The sequence below is a fragment of the Shewanella sp. NKUCC06_TVS genome, from assembly GCF_019345515.1.
Taxonomy (GTDB): domain Bacteria; phylum Pseudomonadota; class Gammaproteobacteria; order Enterobacterales; family Shewanellaceae; genus Shewanella; species Shewanella oncorhynchi.
On the sequence record NZ_JAHKQX010000010.1, the window covers coordinates 1 to 17,604 of the forward strand.

The window sequence follows — 17,604 nt, forward strand, 5'->3', positions numbered from 1 at the left end:
CTTGTGGAACCACCTGATCCCATCCCGAACTCAGAAGTGAAACGCAAACGCGCCGATGGTAGTGTGGGGTCTCCCCATGTGAGAGTAGGTCATCGCCAAGCGCCTAATTTAGGTTAACGTGTAGACGTTAAGCTAAAGGAGCGGTAGTTCAGTTGGTTAGAATACCGGCCTGTCACGCCGGGGGTCGCGGGTTCGAGTCCCGTCCGCTCCGCCAACATTAAGAGATAAGCCTCATCGAAAGATGAGGCTTTTTTCGTTATGGTGTCGCGGATAATTCGTGTCAGTGACGCACATGCTTTGGGCTCGAAGTATGTGGTTATCGTCATAGCCGGCCATCCCAATTCCTACGAGTGTACGTTATTGTTATTCGGATCAGTCCGAGATAATTTTAATCTCTTGGCTTGTAGCTGACGCTCTATGCCTACTGGTAACGTCTATCTTTTTCTCGTCCTAATTGACTTAATATCGTTTATATTGAAGTATTTATTATTAAGCAGATACTTAAATTCCAAGAATGATTGAAATTGAGTAATTTGCCCCAAGATCGTCTTAAGTGCTGCAGTTTTGTAGCGTCCATCAATGAGGTCTATGCCATGCTTTATGATTTAACGGTTGTACAATTTAGCAAGATGCTGAAAAATTTAAGCGTTATTCTTGAAAAAGGCGAATGCTTCGCAAACCTCAAGAAAGTTGATATGGCGGTGCTATTAAACTCACGTTTAGCGCCGGATCAATTCAATCTTATTCGCCAAGTTCAAATTGCCTGCGATACTGCCAAAATTGGCGTAGCACGTTTGACTGATAACTTAGATACAGTACCAAAGCATGATGATAGCGAGACGACGCTGGCTGAGTTGCAAGCGCGTATTAGCTCAGTTTTGGATTATTTAGCAACGTTTAAAGCGGATGATTTTGCTAATGCGGCCACGATCCATGTCTCACAACCACGATGGGAAGGAAAATATCTTACAGGTTATGAGTTTGCCATTGAGCATGCTATTCCGAACATTTACTTCCATGTAACAACAGCCTACGCGATTTTGCGCCACAACGGTGTTGAAATTGGCAAGAAAGATTACCTCGGCGCTATGCCATATAAGTCGTAAATCTAGGCTAGATGTAGTACTGTTGCGTAGCCTAATTGTTGCGCAGCAGCGCTTTGCCGCTTGAGCTTACCAACCTTTCTGCATTACCACCTGTTCTTTCTCTACCTATGTTATGCCGCTTTGTCGCTGGAAATTTAGGACTCGTTAGGGTTCTGTTACGCTGATGAAGTCAATCAATACTCAGTTTTTCATTTCGACCTTACGTCTCGATTATTTTTATCCTGTTAGCATGTGATTTAATTTTGTTGGCTTAGGTAAATGATATGGGCCGTAAGTTTATGAGTCGCCAAATTATCTATTACTTAAATAGTGAATGGCGAATTGACTCATTATAAAGATGACCTGTTTGTTCGTTTTGAGCAGGGATTTACTGGAAGAGCCTATTTAAGGTTCTAATTAAAGGAGTTAGCTATGTCTATCGAATCTCAAGCCGTCGAGAGTCCAACTGATGCAACGACAACTAAGAGCAAGAAAGCCAAAAAAGCCGCCATTACCAGTGGTTTGCGCCTCAAAGACAAGTTGACCCAAGACACTCGCCGCCGAATTGAAATTCTGCACGAGCAACGCCAATTATCCAATCGTTTCGGTGTGGATATTGAAATTGACTAAAGCCATTGGCTTGTCGCTAAGTATTGGATATCACATCTAGATATTTAGCCAGCATGTACAGCTTCACGACGTCCGTCGTGGAGCTTGCTCTCTTAACTTAGTAACTTTGCTGACTCAATTCATACTCCATTATCGTGACCATCTCGCCCTTATAATCTTCATGTGAAATCATTGACCAACCCTGCGTTCGATAAAAATCGGCTTTATCTGCAGTAAACAAATAGATTTTCTGTAAACCAATCGCTCTAGCATGCTCAACGACGGCATTGACGAGCAACTTACCTAATCCTTTATGTCGATGGTCTGCATTCACATACACATTGGCGAGCCACGGGCTTAAGTCAGTTCGGCTGTCCATATCTGCGATGATTAATGAAGATGATCCCATCACTTGATTTGCCTGTTCGCAGATAAACATCTTGGGGATGGCGGCGTCAGTTAAATACTCGTTCATTTCCTCAATCAATGTAGTGACTGAAGCATCCGCAGAACTCAAATGTGCCCATGCTTGATGATGCCACTCCGCCAATTGTGGAATGTGTTGCGGGGCAGATTTTAGGTCGATAACTTTCATATAAATCTCTAGACTGATTGGTGAAAGGGGTTTGAATGGGCAAATTATACCCTCTATTGGCTTGCATGAACTTAGTGGTCACAGGCCGAGTGAGTATACCGTTTAATTCGGGATCGGCAGAAATACGCTGGCTTTAAGTCCGCCTTGTTTCGCATGGCTAAAACCGAGTTCGCCCTGATAACTGTCGACGATATCTTTGCAGATAGACAATCCTAAACCATGGCCTTGGATGCTTTCATCTAGCCGAATGCCGCGCTCAATGATAACGGACAGCGCGGCATCGGAGACGCCTTCGCCATCATCACTCACTTCTATCCCATAGCCTGTGGTTGGCACATTCTGCTGACTGATATGGATCTCAATATTTTTGCGACCATGCTTGCAGGCATTATCCAGCAAGTTGCCTAAGAGTTCGAGTAAGTCATCCCGATCAAACGGCATTACTAAGCCGCTCGTGTAATGGCTGTGAATAATGCGGTCTGGGTAAATGCGCTGCATTACTTGAATCAGCGGCGCAAGATCGTCATCGAGTACGGTATAACGCCCTGGAGTGGACAGGCCGACAATCTTAGTGCGCTTAAGCTCTCTCTCGATGATGTGGTGCAGGTTTGCGAGCACCTTGCTGCCCTCGCTCCGCTGTTCTAGTAGAAGGCTTTCTAGGTAGGACTGCAGCCCTTGTAACGGACGTTTCATTTCGTGGGCTAAGTTACCCAAGGCATTACGGGAGCGTTGTACTCGCTGGCCCAATTGATTGACTAAACGATCTATCTCTTCGATCAGTGGGACTATCTCGCTTGGCACTTGGTCAGGATTGATTTCTTGCCCTTGGATGCGCATTTGCCGGATAGCTTCTGGCATCTGCTCTAAGGGTTTAAAACCGCGTTTAAGTAATTGATACTGTGCTATTAATAGAATGACAATCGTGAGCAACACGGCTGCGCTGGCAAAGGCTAAAAACTGCACTTGGGTTTGTTCAAGCGAGCTAATATCTTCTGTCACCCACAGGGTAACTAATTGATCATCTTTGATAACGGCCTGACTGAACATCAGCCAATGCTCTTTGCTGACAAACTCAGTGGCTTGGTGTTGCTCACCAGCGGTCAGTTTAGGCATGTTCACGTTATGGTCGAATAGGGAGCGTGAACGCAGAGTTTGCTCGCCGATTTGAATTGCAAAATAATGCCCAGAATTAACCCTGTGGTACACATTGGGTAAACGGTCGGTGGTGAGCGCCCATGTGCCATCGGGATTGTGATTCAGGGCGGAGATCAGGCTGTCGGCATCGTGTTGTAGACGCGAAGCGACAAAGTCTTGGGTTAATATTTGGATGCCTTGGTATAGAAAATATAATAACAGCACCATGGCAAAGGTGAGCGTGATCAGCAGATTGCGCGTCAGATAACCCTTGAGTGAATACACGCCTTTACTCCTTGAGTCGATAACCTTGGCCGCGGCGGGTTTCGATATAATCCTTGCCTAAGCGCTGGCGCAGGCGGTTGACGTACACTTCGATGACATTGCTGTCTTTGATTTGATCTTCTTCGTAAATGCGTTCACTGAGCTCTGACTTAGAGACGATCTTGCTGGGATTGACCATTAAGTAATGCAGCAGACGATATTCAATCTTAGTCAGTTCTATCACTTCACCATCAACATTGGTGACGGCTTGTTTGTCGACATCGAGGGAGACGCCTGCATGCTGCAACACATTGTCGGCACGGCCAAAGTGGCGGCGGATCAACACTTCGAGCCTTGCGAGTAGTTCTTCAATATGAAAAGGCTTGCCGAGGTAATCATCCGCACCCGCCTTGAGGCCGTCGACCCGTTCGTGCCACGCATCACGGGCGGTGAGAATAAGCACTGGCATAGCCAAGCCTTTTTGTCGCCATTGGCCAAGGACTTGTAAACCGGGTTTGCCGGGTAAACCGAGATCGAGGATCACGGCTTCGAAGTTTTCTTCTTCGCCTAAAAAGGCACCGTCGATACCGTTATCGGCGTGCTCGACGGTATAACCCGCCTTGTTAAGGGCGGGAATGAGGCGCGCGACCAGATCGGTATCATCTTCAATCAATAGCAAACGCATCAGTCGACCTTTTCCTTTAGCCACTCGCCGGTTTTGGCGTCAATTTTGATTTCATACACTATGCCATCGTCACGGAGGATCTCGAGCTCGTAGATGATCCTGCCATGTTTTTGTTCGACTTCTAAGTCCAGCAGCCGTCCCTGTAGGCGTGATTCGTAGCGTTGCATTATGGTGTCGAAGGGTAAAACCTTGCCCTCCTTAACCCACTCGACCACCTTGCTGGAAAGATCATCGTCGTGGGCATCAGTGCTTGGGCTGCTAATCATCCCAACGGCCAAAGCCAGGAATATTAACGGTATCTTCATCGAATATGCCCTTCTCTGCGAGGTTGTGACAATTGCTGCATTGACTGAATGAGCCGACTTTGGGGTTATCTTGCACCATACGTCTGGGGATCTCATCGTGTTTGCCAATAAAAAATGCCTGTTCTGTGATCTTCTGCGGCCCAGAACCTACGAGCAGCGGCGTGCTATTTTTCATCACCTTACCATTTTGCGCGGCATGTTGAACCAGATATTCCTCAATTCTAGCAGTGACTTGAGGATCTAGACTGGCGTTGTCACCAAAGTGATTATCAAGATTTGCGGTAATGGCGCGCCACTTGTCGGCGGGGAGTAAGTTCGCGGGATAAGCCATGTGGCAGCTGCCACATTCTGCCGTATATTCCGCATTTTGTGGAATGGCGCGGCTGAGCTCGCGGCCATCGTCGGCATAGCCTGTGCCAGTTAAAGTTAGGCTGATGCCGATAACGCCAATGGCTAATGCCGCGGCTGTGAGTGATGAGCCGAGGAGCCAGCTAATAGGGTGTGCTTGTTGAGTCATGACATCTTCCTTTTTGTGCCGTTACCTTCTGTGGAAGGTATTGAAATTAATTGATCTAATTAAATGAGCTAATTGAATGAGTGATACGGTCGACATTTGGCGGTTATTGCAGGCTTAACCAGAGTAAGGCATCGCCTTTTTCCTGCGGCGTGCAGTCGCGTTTAAAGGTCCAGTTACAGTTACGGGTAAACCATTTCTCGATTTTGGCTGAGTCAGTTAACCGATCTGCGGTAATCGACGGCGCCATAGGGTCAATGGGTTTACGGGTATTTTGGTGCATCCCCATGTCAGTGACTTTGGCGGTATGGCAACTGGCGCAGCTGCGGCCGTCCATGTCCTGTAGCCAAAGCTTTTGTCCTGCGGCGGCGGTAAAGGGTCCCGCGCCTTGGGCTTGATAGCGTTGCAGTTGCGTGCCGATGCGCTCGGCGCTAAGTGGCAGGCTTTGCACTTTACTGTTGGCGGCGCTAACACTGAGGCTAGTCAGCAGCAAGGTGGAAATTGCGACAATGGCAAGGCGACTTTTATTCGTGTGTCTGGTTAATCTGTTCATAGGGCATTCCTTTTGGGCTGGATGTCTTATTGCTAAACAAAGTGGCTAATGGATTAATCTTTTTGTTCCACAGGGCGTTGTTTCTTGCCTGTGACCATGGCTCTGACTAAGTTTTCTTTGTGTAACAGGCTGCTGACGATGACGCCGCCAACATGGATAACTACGAGGAACACAGTGAAGTTGGCAAAGAATTCATGGACTTCTTTTATGGCGCCTTCGGGCCAAGTGGCGAAAAAGCTTGTGGCTAATGGGCCGTGTCCATCGGTAGCGTACAGCGCCATGCCCGAGAATCCCGTGATGGCGATGCTGGCAATCAAGGCCACTATCATCATTGCTCCAGCGGGGTTATGGCCTATGTAGTCTTTGGCTTTGCCTGTGATGAGCCCTTTGAGGTACACCAGCACTTCTTTAGGGCGAGTGATAAAGTTGCTAAAGCGCGCATTGTGGGTACCCATCACGCCCCACAGCAGGCGAAACACCAGTAAAATTAAGATGCTATAACCTGCGTAACTGTGGATGGTCATCCACTCGTCTTCGCCTTCAGTGAGGTAGGCTAAGGTAAAAAAACCGACGAGTGACCAATGGAATATGCGGATCAACAGGTCCCAGACTTTGATGGTTTGCAGTGTGTTTGATGACATGGTGTGACGCTCCTAAGTGGGTTTAGGTGTAGGCTACTTAACCCAAACTTAAACCTCGCTTAAATTTTGAGGCGCGAACATTTATCGAATTGATGGGGGTGAGTGATGCGCTTGCTCGTGTGGCGAGTATTAAATGTCAACGAAAACTCACTTGTTAACCTATTGGTATTACGGTAAATTCTGCCATCTCAACCGAGTGAAGGGATTAACTTATTTATGTCTACCGCCGTTATTCGCGCTTTCATCAGCCGCAATCCGAGTCGTAAATCCTTTTGTATTTATGCCGTTTTATTATTTTTGACCGAAGTCTTAATCGCCTTATATGCACCTGCGGGTTTTATTCGTGGTTTTGTGGGCGATGTATTGGTGGTGATCTTACTGTTTTGCATGGTGCGGGCTGTCGTTCCGGTTGCCAGCCCAGTAGAAAAGCCCCTAGCACAAAACACAGGCGAGGGTATTAAACGCTTTTTTCAAACTCCTTGGCTGGCGTTTGTGGTATTGCTGTTTGCCTTTGCCATCGAGTTTGGCCAGTATTGGGGCTTAGTCGATAAGCTGGGCTTGGGTGAAAATCGATTGGCGCGGATAGTAATAGGTAGCCATTTTGATCCACTCGATCTCGTGGCGTATTTTGTCGGCTATTTGATCTTACTGGGCTGTTATTGGAAAAGCCGCCAGTCCTAGTATTTGAATCCGCAAGAGCCGCGTGACGTGTGTTTTCGCGGATAAGTAGGCGAGATAGGTAGACGAGATAAGTGGGGTAAGGGATGCAGCCGATAACGGGGTTTTCACTGCTAACAGAGCATGCCGATGGGTTTGAGCCTAATCCACTGAAAATGCCTCTGTATTTCAATGGTCAACCTACTCACTCCTTTATTGCAGGGCTAGTGATTGAAGGCCAATATCGCTGCGTTTTATCCAATAAAACCTTGGGGTATTTGGTCATCACTTCTTTCGATTGTCCCTTCGAAGAATCGACCGAGTTTAGTCTGCTTGATGAAGGGTTTAAGCTCATTGCGACAACCTCTTTGGCGCAAATGTACGATTCTTTTCTGCTTTATGCCCATTGGCCTATGACGGATAACCGACTGAGATTGCACTATTACGGTCAGTTTGTGCTGGATTTAGTGATGACAACGGGCAGTTCTTGGTTACCTTTTCAGCCAAAACTTAAACTGGTTGAAGTTGTCGATCCACAAAGCGATCCACAAACAGCATCATCTCTTGCTGAATTAGCTCAGCGTTTAGCGCGGATTGATAATATAAACTGAGTGAGGTTTGAATTAAATTCAGTTAAAAAAGAAAGGGCTATTCGCCCTTTCATGTTTATCACTTGTATCGATTACTCATGCGGAAAGTTTTATAAGCTTGCTTGCAAAGACGTTTAAAAACCTAATAAAAGCTTCCTCACATCAGCTTGTTTGAACACCAAAACCTTAGAAGAAACCTAAAGGATTCACATCGTAACTCACCAAGAGATTCTTGGTATTTTGATAGTGGTTGAGCATCATCTTATGGGTTTCGCGGCCGATGCCGGATTTTTTGTAACCACCAAAGGCAGCATGGGCAGGATAGGCGTGGTAACAGTTAATCCACACGCGGCCAGCTTGAATGCCACGCCCTATACGTTGAGCCGTGTTCATGTCCCGTGTCCACACACCAGCACCTAGGCCGTACTCAGTATCGTTCGCGATCGCTAAGGCTTCGGCTTCATCTTTGAAAGTGGTGACCGAAATCACAGGGCCGAAGATCTCCTCTTGGAAGATACGCATCTTATTGTGGCCTTTCATAATGGTTGGGCTGATGTAGTAGCCTTCACTTTGGCCGCCATCGAGTTGGCAAAGTGTGCCGCCCAGTAGCACTTCTGCACCTTCAGCCTTACCTATGGCTAAGTAGCTTAAGATTTTATCGAACTGTTCTTTAGAGGCTTGAGCGCCAACTTGAGTGTCGGTATCTAAGGGATCGCCTTGCTTAATGGTTTGCGCACGGGCGAGCACTTTTTCGATAAAGCGATCAAAAATCGACTCTTGGATTAACACTCGTGATGGGCAGGTACAGACTTCACCTTGGTTGAAGAAGGCCAGCAACATGCCTTCGACGGCCTTATTTAAATACTCGTCTTCATGGTCCATCACATCGGCAAAAAACACGTTAGGCGACTTACCGCCAAGCTCAACGGTTGATGGAATTAAGGATTCGGCGGCGCATTTTAAAATGTGATAGCCAATTTCGGTGGAGCCCGTAAAGGCCAATTTAGCGATGCGTTTGCTGGTGGCCAAAGCTTGTCCAGCTTCGGCGCCAAAGCCGTTGACTACGTTAAGAATACCCGCGGGTAATAGGTCTTCAATCAGTTCGAGCAAGACCAGAATCGAGACTGGCGTCTGCTCCGCAGGCTTGAGTACCACACAGTTACCCGCCGCTAGCGCAGGTGCGATTTTCCATGCGGCCATTAAGAGTGGAAAGTTCCAAGGAATGATCTGGCCGACCACGCCTAAAGGCTCTGGGAAGTGATAACTGACTGTGTTGCCATCGATATCGGCAGCGCTGCCTTCCTGTGCGCGGATACAACCCGCAAAGTAGCGGAAGTGATCGACGAATAAGGGCAAGTCGGCATTTAAGGTTTCACGCACCGCTTTACCGTTTTCCCAGGTTTCGGCAACGGCTAAGTATTCGAGATTTTGCTCGACGCGATCGGCAATGCGCAGTAACAGGTTTGAGCGCTCGGTGACTGAGGTTTTACCCCATGCTTCTTTCGCTGCGTGAGCGGCATCTAATGCTAATTCAATATCTTGTGCATCGGATCGCGGGATTTGGCAAAAGTTTTGGCCATTCACGGGGGAGCGATTGTCGAAGTATTTGCCATTGACTGGGGCGACCCATTTTCCGCCGATAAAGTTGGCGTATTTTTCTTTGAAGTTAACGATTGCGCCTGCGGTTCCGGGTTGAGCATAAATCATAGAATCATTCCTTCTTGTGGATGGCATGCTGGGCGTTGGCGATTTTTACGCTCTTGGCTTCAGCAAGGGAGTCTTGTTGATGCATCTCTGCTGGATGCCTTTTTAAATATTTTTCGTTTTGCTTTAAGCCAATCCTATTGATTGGCTTAGTGTTCTCTTATGCAACACCTTAGGCTTGCATACCAAGTGAGCATCGCAAGGAGAGTGCCAAACTGGCAGGAGTTGTACACTTGTTGTGCTAACAGTATGATGAAAAGCTAATTTTGCAGATTTGAATAAGTATGGGCACTCAGGGAGAGAAGTGTGTCCTGTGGTTACTTTGTCATTGAGTGGCACACAGCAATTGTGCCGAAACGGAACACAGCTCGGGGGACACGGCTATGACAGTTAAACCGCATTTACCATCGACACAGGCGTGGTTGGCCGATTCGTGGCAGCGCAGCATTGGCGCTGGCTTGTCAGAATTTCAGTTACCCCAGGAACTCAGGCTCGATGCTAGTGAACTAAAGCAGAAACATGAGCAATATCAAATGCTCATCGCATTAGTGCAATCCCATGCCTTGCCTTTGTTCAATCAGTTGATGGCGCATTCTAATAGCCGACTCCTGCTCTCCGATGCCGAGGGTTATGTACTTAGGCATTGGGGCGTGAGCCGTTACTCCACAAAACTGGCGGATGTAGCTCTGGATATTGGGGTGAATTGGCTTGAGCAGCATAAGGGCACTAATGCGATAGGGACGGCGCTTACGGCCAAACAAGCGGTATCCGTGGTGGGTGAGCAGCATTTTATTCGCCAGAACCGTTTTATGAGTTGCACTGCTTGCCCGATATTTTCCCCCCAAGGTGAGATGCTCGGGGTGATTGATATCACCAGCGAGCAGCAAAGGCACACCCAGCAGACGCTGATGTTAGTGTCCAGTTTGGCGCAGCAGGTCGAGACCGCGCTTTTGTGCCATCTGCCCGATAGTCATTATCGAATCGATTTAGCAGCGCAGCCAAACCTGTTGAATTCGGGTTGGCAGGGCATAGTGATTGCCGATAGCGATGGTCGCATCGTGGGTTGTAATCCCATGGCGAAACAATTGCTTAATCATGCCAAGGTAGGCGATGCCGTCGAACAGTACTTAGGCGATAATTGGAGCCGTGCGGGTGGCTTTAATCAACATTTAGCTTTGCATTTACAGACTCAGCCCTTAAACATTCCCAGCAACAAGAGCCGGGTAGCGATGAGCAATAAATCGCTCACTCAACTGGGCGTGCGGTTTCGCGATCCTCAATTAGAACGGGCTTGGCAACATGCCAATAAGGTGATCACCAAGCAAATTCCGCTGTTAGTGCTTGGTGAAACTGGCGTCGGTAAAGAGCAGTTTGTTAAAAAGCTCCATGCCCAGAGTGCGCGTCGCAGCGAGCCCTTAGTGGCGGTGAACTGTGCGGCATTGCCTGCAGAGTTAGTCGAATCTGAACTCTTTGGTTATCAGGCTGGCGCTTTTACTGGGGCGAACCGCACTGGATTTATCGGCAAAATTCGCCAAGCTCACGGCGGTTTTTTGTTTTTAGATGAAATAGGTGAAATGCCGCTGGCGGCACAGAGTCGTTTACTCAGGGTATTGCAGGAGCGCGAAGTGGTGCCCGTTGGCAGTAATCAAAGTTTTAAAGTCGATATCCAAATCATTGCCGCGACCCATATGGATTTAGAGCAACAAGTGGCGCAGGGGCTGTTTCGGCAGGATTTATTCTATCGATTAAATGGTCTACAAGTGCGGTTACCTGCACTGCGCGAGCGGCTGGATATCGAGCGTATTATCCATAAATTGCATCGTAAACATCGTATCGCTGCGCAGGATATCTGCCCAGAACTGTTAGGGAAAATGATGCAATACGACTGGCCGGGGAATTTGCGTGAGCTGGATAACCTCATGCAAGTCGCGTGTTTAATGGCAGAAGGGGACAATACCCTCAATTGGCAACATTTACCCGATTATCTGGCAGCCAAACTCACATGCGAGCCGTTAAAAGGAGACCTGTTACAAGCTGCATCTTTATGTGATGAATTTAAAGAGGTAAGCCGTCAACGTTCTGCATCACCCCTGCCAAGTGGTAAGTTCGCTGTGGAGCCAAATGTCACAAAGGTTCAATCGGATTCCCTAAATGAGGCGATTTATAGCAATGTGCTGCAGGCATACCAAGCCTGTAATGGCAATGTGAGCCAATGCGCTAAGCGTTTAGGGATCAGCCGTAATGCCTTGTACCGTCGATTAAAACAGATGGGGCTTAAGGATTAATGCTAGCTTACGGCTCTTGTTACGAAGCTCAATCAATCGCCAAATATCTCCTAATCACCCCACGTTTATCCACTTCGCAATAGACTAAAACCGAGAGGTTTTAGTCCACAATCTCTAGCTTCAGTATCTGACAATGTGACTTTTTGTTGTTGCCAATTTATGTCTAATAGGTTTTATTGATTCATATAATCGATAAAGATAGTTTCTTCTAATTACAAATTCAGAACTATACTGCGGGCAGGCAGAAAAGAGCTTGGCGTTATGCATAGAAGAGGAACTGTTATGCATCTTACTAAAAGCCTTTTAATTATTTCTATGGGTCTGACATTGAATGTGCAGGCTCAAACTTTACCAACAAATACCCTGACACGTGACAATGGTGCACCTGTGGGTGATAACCAAAACTCGACCACAGCGGGCAGTAATGGCAGCGTGTTATTGCAAGATGTGCAGCTTATCCAGAAGCTACAACGCTTTGCCCGTGAACGTATTCCTGAGCGTGTCGTCCACGCCAGAGGCACAGGTGTCCATGGTGAGTTTGTATCGAGTGGCGATTTTAGTAACCTAACCCAAGCGGCACCCTTTGCACAAAAAGGTAAAGTGACGCCCGTATTTGTGCGCTTTTCTACTGTGATCCACTCGAAAGGTTCGCCAGAAACGCTGCGTGATCCCCGTGGGTTTGCGACCAAATTTTATTCGGACCAAGGTAACTGGGACTTAGTCGGTAATAACTTACCCGTATTCTTCATTCGCGATGCGATCAAGTTTCCTGACATGGTGCATTCACTCAAACCATCGCCAGTGACCAATATGCAAGATCCGAATCGTTTCTTCGATTTTTTCAGTCACGAAGCGGGTTCAACCCATATGTTGACTCTGGTTTACAGTAACTTAGGTGTACCTGCCAGTTATCGTGAAATGGACGGTTTCGGTGTACATGCGTACAAATTTGTGAATCGAGATAACCAAGTTAAATACGTGAAATTTAACTGGAAGAGTCTGCAAGGTGTTAAAGGCTTACGTCCCGATGAAGTGGTTAAAGTCCAAGGGCAAAACTTTAACCATTTAACCGATGATCTTTATAGTGAGATCAACAAGGGTAACTATCCTAAGTGGGATCTGTACGTTCAATTACTCGACCCGACTGAGCTTAATAAGTTTGATTACAACCCGTTAGATGCCACTAAGGTGTGGCTAGATGTGCCAGAACAAAAAGTGGGCACTATGACGCTGAACCGCATGCCTGCAAACTTCTTCCAAGAGACTGAGCAAGCGGCATTTGCGCCATCGAATTTGATCCCAGGGATTGAGCCTTCGGAAGACAGATTACTGCAAGGCCGCATGTTCTCCTACGCCGATACTCAGCTGTATCGACTCGGCGCGAATTTGTCGCAATTGCCGATTAATAAACCCTTAGTGGCGGTGGCAAACCACAACCAAGAAGGTGCGGGCAATATGGGGTATACCCAGTCCGATGTGAACTATCAACCGAGCGTACATTTAGCCTTGGCCGAAGATAATCGTTATCGTGCGGTAACAACTGCGCTGACGGGGACTGTGCAACAAACGGCTATTAGCAAGCAGGATAACTTTAGCCAAGCGGGCGTCTTTTATCGCAGCTTGAGCAAGCAAGATAGAGCAGATCTGATCACTAACTTGGCCGGTGACTTAGGTAAAGTGAACGATACCAATGTGAAACATCAGATGCTCAGTCACTTTTATCGTGCAGATCCAGAGTTTGGTGAGCGTTTAACCAAGGCCGTAAAGGGTGATTTGGCTGACGTTAAACAACGTTCAATCTGATTTTGTTATTTTTAGGACTATTTTGGTCGCAGAGATTTGCGCGTTAACAGTCCGAACCCAGTAAGTCCCGCAAGACGTAAACAAGCTCTTTTCTGCCCAGTTTAAGAGGGCGTCTTGCGGGCATTTCGTCACGTCTCATTGTTTAAATCTCTATTTTAGCTGTGCTGGGAGCCATTGATGAAACACACTATTGCTATCTTATTATTGATTATTGTGGCCCTGAGTATGTCGGTGGCAATGGGGGCGGGTTCGCTTCAAGCGCCATTGGTTACACCCGCAACTGTCAGTCAAACGGACGAGCCCGATACCGCACAAGTACAATTGCTGGTGGACTACTTTTTTGCTGCAGCGCGTACCGGCGATATCACAGTGCTTGAGCATTTTCTCGATGCAGGCTTCCCTATTGACCAGAGAAATAGTCAAACCTATACCGCGCTAATGGTGGCGGCCTATAACGGCCAAGAGGCTGCAACGGATTTATTGCTTGAGCATGGTGCTAATGCTTGTTTGCAAGATAAGCGTGGTAATACGGCAATGATGGGCGCAGTGATTAAGGCCGAATTCACTATCGTAAAGCGGCTATACGCGAAAGAATGCGATGCGAACCTAACGAATAATGCCGGAATGACCTTGACTGAGTTTGCCCGCTACTGGGGTCAAAGCGGCGCTTTACAGCAGGCGAGTTTAAAGCAATAAAGATGCTAGATCTTGCTATCTCCTTGCGCTCGATCACTTTTGGTCATTATCTTTAATCTGTTTAGATCTCAGCATTTACTATTAGCAATAAGTCTGCTTGTTAATGATGTCTATGCCTTTTATGGTAACTTTTTGAATATCGTTTAATACGATTTGGCCTTCGGAGAGCGATTTATGTTTGATGCCTTACTACTGACGCAAGAAGATAAACGTACGTTTGCTCAAGTTTCACAGATCACAGAAGCTGATTTACCTGAAGGGGAAGTCTTGGTTGATGTCGCCTATTCCTCGCTGAATTATAAAGATGGTTTAGCTGTGACCGGTGCTGGCAAAATCATTCGTCAGTTTCCTATGGTACCAGGCATCGATTTTGCGGGCGTGGTGCGCGAATCGACGGATGCAAGATACCAAGTTGGCGATCAGGTGATTTTGACGGGCTGGGGTGTGGGTGAAAACCACTGGGGTGGTATGGCGCAAAAAGCGCGAGTTAAAGCCGACTGGCTGGTGCCCATGCCGCAAGGTTGTGATGCCGCTAAATCCATGATGATAGGCACGGCCGGGCTTACGGCGATGTTGTGCGTGCAAGCGCTGCAGCAGGCTGGGATAACACCGCAAAGTGGGGATATTCTTGTCACAGGTGCCAGTGGTGGTGTGGGTTCTGTGGCGGTGACTTTGCTCGCCAATGCTGGCTATCGTGTGGCTGCCTGCAGTGGTCGAGTTGAACAGAATGCGCCTTTATTGAAGGAGCTTGGCGCCGCAGAAGTGATTGATCGCAGTGAACTTGAACAAGATGCTAAGCCGCTTGAGGCGCAGCGCTGGGCGGGTGTGGTCGATACCGTTGGCAACAGAATCCTCGCCAAAGCATTAGCGCAAATGCAATACGGTGGCGCAGCCGCTATCTGTGGTTTAGCGGGCGGTTTTGCATTACCAACAACCGTTATGCCGTTTATTTTACGGGGTGTTAGCCTACTGGGAATCGACTCCGTTTCTTGCCCATTTGAGAAGCGAAAAGCGGCGTGGGAAGCTGTGATTAAAGCACTACCCGAACATTTTTATCAGCAAGCTTGTCAGCAGATATCATTGGCAGAGGTGCCTGATTTTGCGAATAAAATTATCCAAGGCCAAGTCACTGGACGTGTATTAGTTAAGCTGTAATCCCGTTTCCTACGTTTTAACACGATGGCAACACTGAGGTGTTGCCAATTACGACTAATTAGTTCTGCCTCCTATACTTGTTCTTCATATCGGCTTTTTCGGTAGTGTAATCGTCACTTTAAGGCCTGTTGGTATACGGTTCTCGGCTTTAATCTTACCTTTGTGGGCGGTGATCGCCGCTTCAGTGATTGCCAGCCCAAGTCCCCAGCCGCCACTTTCTCTTTGTCTTGCCGAGTCGGGGCGGTAGAAAGGTTTAAAAATGGCATCGAGTTCGGCGGCATCTATGCCTGGACCATCGTCTTTTATGGTAATTTGTACTTGATCAGCCGTCGCACTCGCCTGCAGGTGAATATCGCTTGCGGCATAACGGATCGCGTTACGCAGCAGGTTTTCAATCGCGCGGGAAAGTGATTTAGGAAAATGCGCTAACTCAATTTCTTCATCGATATCGATAGTAATGCTTTTACCTTGCTGTTCTGCTTCAAATTCCGCATCGTCCAATACTTGGCTCAGGGATTCAGCCAAGCCTAAATGTACTTTAGTTTCGTTAGTACTGAGCTTGACCCGCGAGAGCTCTAACAATTCACTGATAAGCTTTTCGAGTTGCTCAGCTTCATAACCTATGCGTTCCGTTTCGGTGGTCTGCTGACCTTTTTTACGGGCGAGGGCAAGGGATAACTGTAGCCTCGTCAATGGGGTGCGTAGTTCATGGGAAATATCCCCCATGAGCCGCTGCTGATTATTAACCATAGCTTCGATGGAGTCGGCCATGCTGTTAAAAGCCGTGGCGAGCTGACCAATTTCATCGTTGCGCTGAGTGGTGGACTTATCGACTCGGTGACTTAAGTCGCCCTCTGCGAGGGCATTCGCACTTTTTTTAAGTGAATTTAATGCCTTACCTAAATGCCACGCGAGCAAGCCACATAATAATCCCGAAAGGAAAATCGCTAGGCTTAAGGTTAATAACTTATTTTCGGCGAAGAAGAAGAACCAAGGCCGTGGATGGTTATCCGGTAAGCGGCCATAAAGTGAATACATCTCGGCGCCCAGATTGAATTGAAAGGGGCCAAACACCAGCTCATCTTTAAACTGATGGCTAATCGGTTGTTTTTCTTCATCTGCCATCAGCATAAAGCTGCGCACACCGCGACTCACCCTGTGGGTGTTGATCACTTGGCCTTGGCTGTTGACAAGATAGACCCGCAGAGGTTTGCCTTCCATGTCTCTGTGTCTTTCCCAGCGCCGAAGAAAATCGGATTCCAGTAAGGCGGGGTTTTCTTGAATGCGCTTAGCTATAGTCGATAGGACTTTTTCAAGGTGAGGTGGCAGTGGCGCACGGTCGTGATTTTGTTGCAGCAATGGTAACAGACCCACTAAGGCAATGATTAGCGAGCTGCAAAGCCAAAATCCGAGCAATAATTTGATAAATAAACGATTAGGCACAGTCGATACCGCCGTTATGGAAGCCAAATATAACCTTTGCCACGGATGGTTTTCACCCTTGGCCGACCATCGCTACGCTCGGGGAGTTTTTTACGTAGATTCGATAAATGCATGTCTAAGCTGCGGTCGAAGGGCATGAGTTTTTTGCCGAGCACTTTCTCGTTTAACTCTTCCTTGTTCATCAACTCTCCAGCGTGCAGTGCTAGGGTGTGCAGCAGAGTGAATTCGGTGCCTGTGAGTATGATTAATTGCTCATTACAGTAAGCTTCTTGGCGCGATGGATCTAAGCGCAGATCGCCAAACTCTTGGGCGGGGGCGGCATGGATTTCTTGGGTTGTTAAGTTCGAACGGCGAATAATGGCGCGGATACGGGCAATTAATTCTCTGTCATTAAATGGTTTTGGCAAGTAATCGTCGGCGCCTATCTCAAGCCCAACCACGCGATCGATTTCATCGCCGCGAGCGGTCAGCATTAATACTGGGGTTTGTTTATGTTGGCGCAGTGCGCGTAGCACTTCAAAACCGTTTAATTTAGGCAGCATGACATCGAGTAGGATCAGATCGTAATCTGCGGTCAGTGCCAGATCTAAACCTTGTTTACCGTCGTAGGCCAAGGTTAATTGAAACCCTTCTAACTCGAGCAGTTGCCCTAGTAGCTCAGATAACCCCAGATCGTCATCGATTAATAATATCCGACTCATACTGTTCCTTAATCTCTGTAATGTGGCCTCGTATGCCTGTTTATCATAGGCACTTTTAGCGCTTTGGCTGAGTATACCTGTTTTGATGTCAATTGCTGTGTAGCAATGTAAGCCAAAGTAAAGAATAGAGAATCTGTTAGTTATTGCCGCAACTTTACAGTGATTTACTCAGGCAACGTCCTCAC

At 47.4% G+C, this 17,604-nt stretch carries 18 protein-coding genes, 1 tRNA gene and 1 rRNA gene; 10 read left to right on the forward strand and 10 right to left on the reverse strand.

What is annotated here, in order from left to right; translation table 11 throughout:
- The 4 genes from rrf to KO531_RS12270 all read left to right on the forward strand — a co-directional run.
- A 5S ribosomal RNA gene (rrf, locus tag KO531_RS12255) occupies positions 1–101 on the forward strand; the annotation flags it as partial.
- Positions 102–137: 36 nt separating this feature from the next.
- A tRNA-Asp gene (locus KO531_RS12260) sits at positions 138–214 on the forward strand.
- 379 nt (positions 215–593) lie between these two features.
- Positions 594–1,106 carry a DUF1993 domain-containing protein gene (locus KO531_RS12265; protein WP_063885021.1) on the forward strand — a complete coding sequence of 171 codons (513 nt, stop codon included), beginning with the start codon at positions 594–596 and terminating at the stop codon, positions 1,104–1,106.
- A 411-nt stretch (positions 1,107–1,517) separates the two neighbouring features.
- The gene (locus KO531_RS12270) at positions 1,518–1,715 is read left to right on the forward strand and encodes a hypothetical protein (protein ID WP_006079715.1); all 198 of its coding nucleotides are present in this window, start codon (positions 1,518–1,520) and stop codon (positions 1,713–1,715) included.
- A 97-nt stretch (positions 1,716–1,812) separates the two neighbouring features.
- Here the strand turns inward: KO531_RS12270 and KO531_RS12275 are convergent, their stop codons facing one another.
- The 7 genes from KO531_RS12275 to KO531_RS12305 all read right to left on the reverse strand — a co-directional run bounded on the left by KO531_RS12275 (position 1,813) and on the right by KO531_RS12305 (position 6,385).
- Positions 1,813–2,289, reverse strand: a complete 477-nt coding sequence (locus KO531_RS12275) for a GNAT family N-acetyltransferase (protein WP_219251305.1) — start codon at positions 2,287–2,289, stop codon at positions 1,813–1,815.
- Positions 2,290–2,391: 102 nt separating this feature from the next.
- Positions 2,392–3,708 (reverse strand): sensor histidine kinase, encoded by a 1,317-nt coding sequence (locus KO531_RS12280; RefSeq protein WP_219251306.1) that lies wholly within the window; start codon positions 3,706–3,708, stop codon positions 2,392–2,394.
- Between the two features lie 4 nt (positions 3,709–3,712).
- Positions 3,713–4,372 (reverse strand): response regulator transcription factor, encoded by a 660-nt coding sequence (locus KO531_RS12285; protein ID WP_006079718.1) that lies wholly within the window; start codon positions 4,370–4,372, stop codon positions 3,713–3,715.
- On the reverse strand, positions 4,372–4,638 hold the full coding sequence (locus tag KO531_RS12290; RefSeq protein ID WP_011787607.1) for a PepSY domain-containing protein: 267 nt from the start codon (positions 4,636–4,638) through the stop codon (positions 4,372–4,374). The genes KO531_RS12285 and KO531_RS12290 overlap by 1 nt, the downstream gene beginning before the upstream one ends.
- On the reverse strand, positions 4,631–5,194 hold the full coding sequence (locus tag KO531_RS12295) for a diheme cytochrome c (RefSeq protein ID WP_219251307.1): 564 nt from the start codon (positions 5,192–5,194) through the stop codon (positions 4,631–4,633). The genes KO531_RS12290 and KO531_RS12295 overlap by 8 nt, the downstream gene beginning before the upstream one ends.
- A gap of 103 nt (positions 5,195–5,297) precedes the next feature.
- Complete coding sequence (locus tag KO531_RS12300) at positions 5,298–5,744, reverse strand: DUF1924 domain-containing protein (protein ID WP_219251308.1); 447 nt, start codon at positions 5,742–5,744, stop codon at positions 5,298–5,300.
- Positions 5,745–5,797: 53 nt separating this feature from the next.
- The gene (locus KO531_RS12305; protein ID WP_219251309.1) at positions 5,798–6,385 is read right to left on the reverse strand and encodes a cytochrome b/b6 domain-containing protein; all 588 of its coding nucleotides are present in this window, start codon (positions 6,383–6,385) and stop codon (positions 5,798–5,800) included.
- A gap of 216 nt (positions 6,386–6,601) precedes the next feature.
- On the opposite strand from KO531_RS12305, the gene KO531_RS12310 reads away from it, so the two are divergent.
- Positions 6,602–7,066 carry a DUF2809 domain-containing protein gene (locus tag KO531_RS12310; RefSeq protein WP_219251310.1) on the forward strand — a complete coding sequence of 155 codons (465 nt, stop codon included), beginning with the start codon at positions 6,602–6,604 and terminating at the stop codon, positions 7,064–7,066.
- Between the two features lie 83 nt (positions 7,067–7,149).
- Positions 7,150–7,653: a hypothetical protein gene (locus tag KO531_RS12315; protein ID WP_219251311.1), complete on the forward strand. Its 504-nt coding sequence runs from the start codon at positions 7,150–7,152 to the stop codon at positions 7,651–7,653.
- A 165-nt stretch (positions 7,654–7,818) separates the two neighbouring features.
- On the opposite strand, the gene KO531_RS12320 is transcribed toward KO531_RS12315, so the two are convergent.
- A complete protein-coding gene (locus KO531_RS12320) occupies positions 7,819–9,339 on the reverse strand; it encodes an aldehyde dehydrogenase family protein (RefSeq protein WP_219251312.1) in 1,521 nt (506 codons plus the stop codon).
- 380 nt (positions 9,340–9,719) lie between these two features.
- On the opposite strand from KO531_RS12320, the gene KO531_RS12325 reads away from it, so the two are divergent.
- The 4 genes from KO531_RS12325 (at position 9,720) to KO531_RS12340 (ending at position 15,275) form a co-directional block, all read left to right on the forward strand.
- Complete coding sequence (locus KO531_RS12325; protein WP_219251313.1) at positions 9,720–11,621, forward strand: sigma-54-dependent Fis family transcriptional regulator; 1,902 nt, start codon at positions 9,720–9,722, stop codon at positions 11,619–11,621.
- 282 nt (positions 11,622–11,903) lie between these two features.
- On the forward strand, positions 11,904–13,424 hold the full coding sequence (locus tag KO531_RS12330) for a catalase (protein ID WP_275956703.1): 1,521 nt from the start codon (positions 11,904–11,906) through the stop codon (positions 13,422–13,424).
- A 177-nt stretch (positions 13,425–13,601) separates the two neighbouring features.
- Positions 13,602–14,120: an ankyrin repeat domain-containing protein gene (locus KO531_RS12335; RefSeq protein ID WP_105251059.1), complete on the forward strand. Its 519-nt coding sequence runs from the start codon at positions 13,602–13,604 to the stop codon at positions 14,118–14,120.
- Between the two features lie 174 nt (positions 14,121–14,294).
- The gene (locus tag KO531_RS12340) at positions 14,295–15,275 is read left to right on the forward strand and encodes an MDR family oxidoreductase (RefSeq protein WP_131525142.1); all 981 of its coding nucleotides are present in this window, start codon (positions 14,295–14,297) and stop codon (positions 15,273–15,275) included.
- A gap of 84 nt (positions 15,276–15,359) precedes the next feature.
- Here the strand turns inward: KO531_RS12340 and KO531_RS12345 are convergent, their stop codons facing one another.
- Positions 15,360–16,745 (reverse strand): ATP-binding protein, encoded by a 1,386-nt coding sequence (locus KO531_RS12345; RefSeq protein ID WP_251068939.1) that lies wholly within the window; start codon positions 16,743–16,745, stop codon positions 15,360–15,362.
- Positions 16,733–17,419: a response regulator gene (locus tag KO531_RS12350; RefSeq protein WP_105251061.1), complete on the reverse strand. Its 687-nt coding sequence runs from the start codon at positions 17,417–17,419 to the stop codon at positions 16,733–16,735. The genes KO531_RS12345 and KO531_RS12350 overlap by 13 nt, the downstream gene beginning before the upstream one ends.
- Between the last annotated feature and the right edge of the window lie 185 nt (positions 17,420–17,604).

Bases quoted from the DNA above. Each gene is read 5' to 3' on its own strand.
- KO531_RS12340 (WP_131525142.1), top strand. From the start codon at position 14,295: ATGTTTGATGCCTTACTACTGACGCAAGAAGATAAACGTACGTTTGCT.
- KO531_RS12310 (WP_219251310.1), top strand. From the start codon at position 6,602: ATGTCTACCGCCGTTATTCGCGCTTTCATCAGCCGCAATCCGAGTCGT.
- KO531_RS12305 (WP_219251309.1), bottom strand. From the start codon at position 6,385: ATGTCATCAAACACACTGCAAACCATCAAAGTCTGGGACCTGTTGATC.
- KO531_RS12275 (WP_219251305.1), bottom strand. From the start codon at position 2,289: ATGAAAGTTATCGACCTAAAATCTGCCCCGCAACACATTCCACAATTG.
- KO531_RS12270 (WP_006079715.1), top strand. From the start codon at position 1,518: ATGTCTATCGAATCTCAAGCCGTCGAGAGTCCAACTGATGCAACGACA.
- KO531_RS12315 (WP_219251311.1), top strand. From the start codon at position 7,150: ATGCAGCCGATAACGGGGTTTTCACTGCTAACAGAGCATGCCGATGGG.
- KO531_RS12285 (WP_006079718.1), bottom strand. From the start codon at position 4,372: ATGCGTTTGCTATTGATTGAAGATGATACCGATCTGGTCGCGCGCCTC.
- KO531_RS12290 (WP_011787607.1), bottom strand. From the start codon at position 4,638: ATGATTAGCAGCCCAAGCACTGATGCCCACGACGATGATCTTTCCAGC.
- KO531_RS12265 (WP_063885021.1), top strand. From the start codon at position 594: ATGCTTTATGATTTAACGGTTGTACAATTTAGCAAGATGCTGAAAAAT.
- KO531_RS12350 (WP_105251061.1), bottom strand. From the start codon at position 17,419: ATGAGTCGGATATTATTAATCGATGACGATCTGGGGTTATCTGAGCTA.
- KO531_RS12300 (WP_219251308.1), bottom strand. From the start codon at position 5,744: ATGAACAGATTAACCAGACACACGAATAAAAGTCGCCTTGCCATTGTC.
- KO531_RS12325 (WP_219251313.1), top strand. From the start codon at position 9,720: ATGACAGTTAAACCGCATTTACCATCGACACAGGCGTGGTTGGCCGAT.
- KO531_RS12320 (WP_219251312.1), bottom strand. From the start codon at position 9,339: ATGATTTATGCTCAACCCGGAACCGCAGGCGCAATCGTTAACTTCAAA.
- KO531_RS12330 (WP_275956703.1), top strand. From the start codon at position 11,904: ATGCATCTTACTAAAAGCCTTTTAATTATTTCTATGGGTCTGACATTG.
- KO531_RS12295 (WP_219251307.1), bottom strand. From the start codon at position 5,194: ATGACTCAACAAGCACACCCTATTAGCTGGCTCCTCGGCTCATCACTC.
- KO531_RS12335 (WP_105251059.1), top strand. From the start codon at position 13,602: ATGAAACACACTATTGCTATCTTATTATTGATTATTGTGGCCCTGAGT.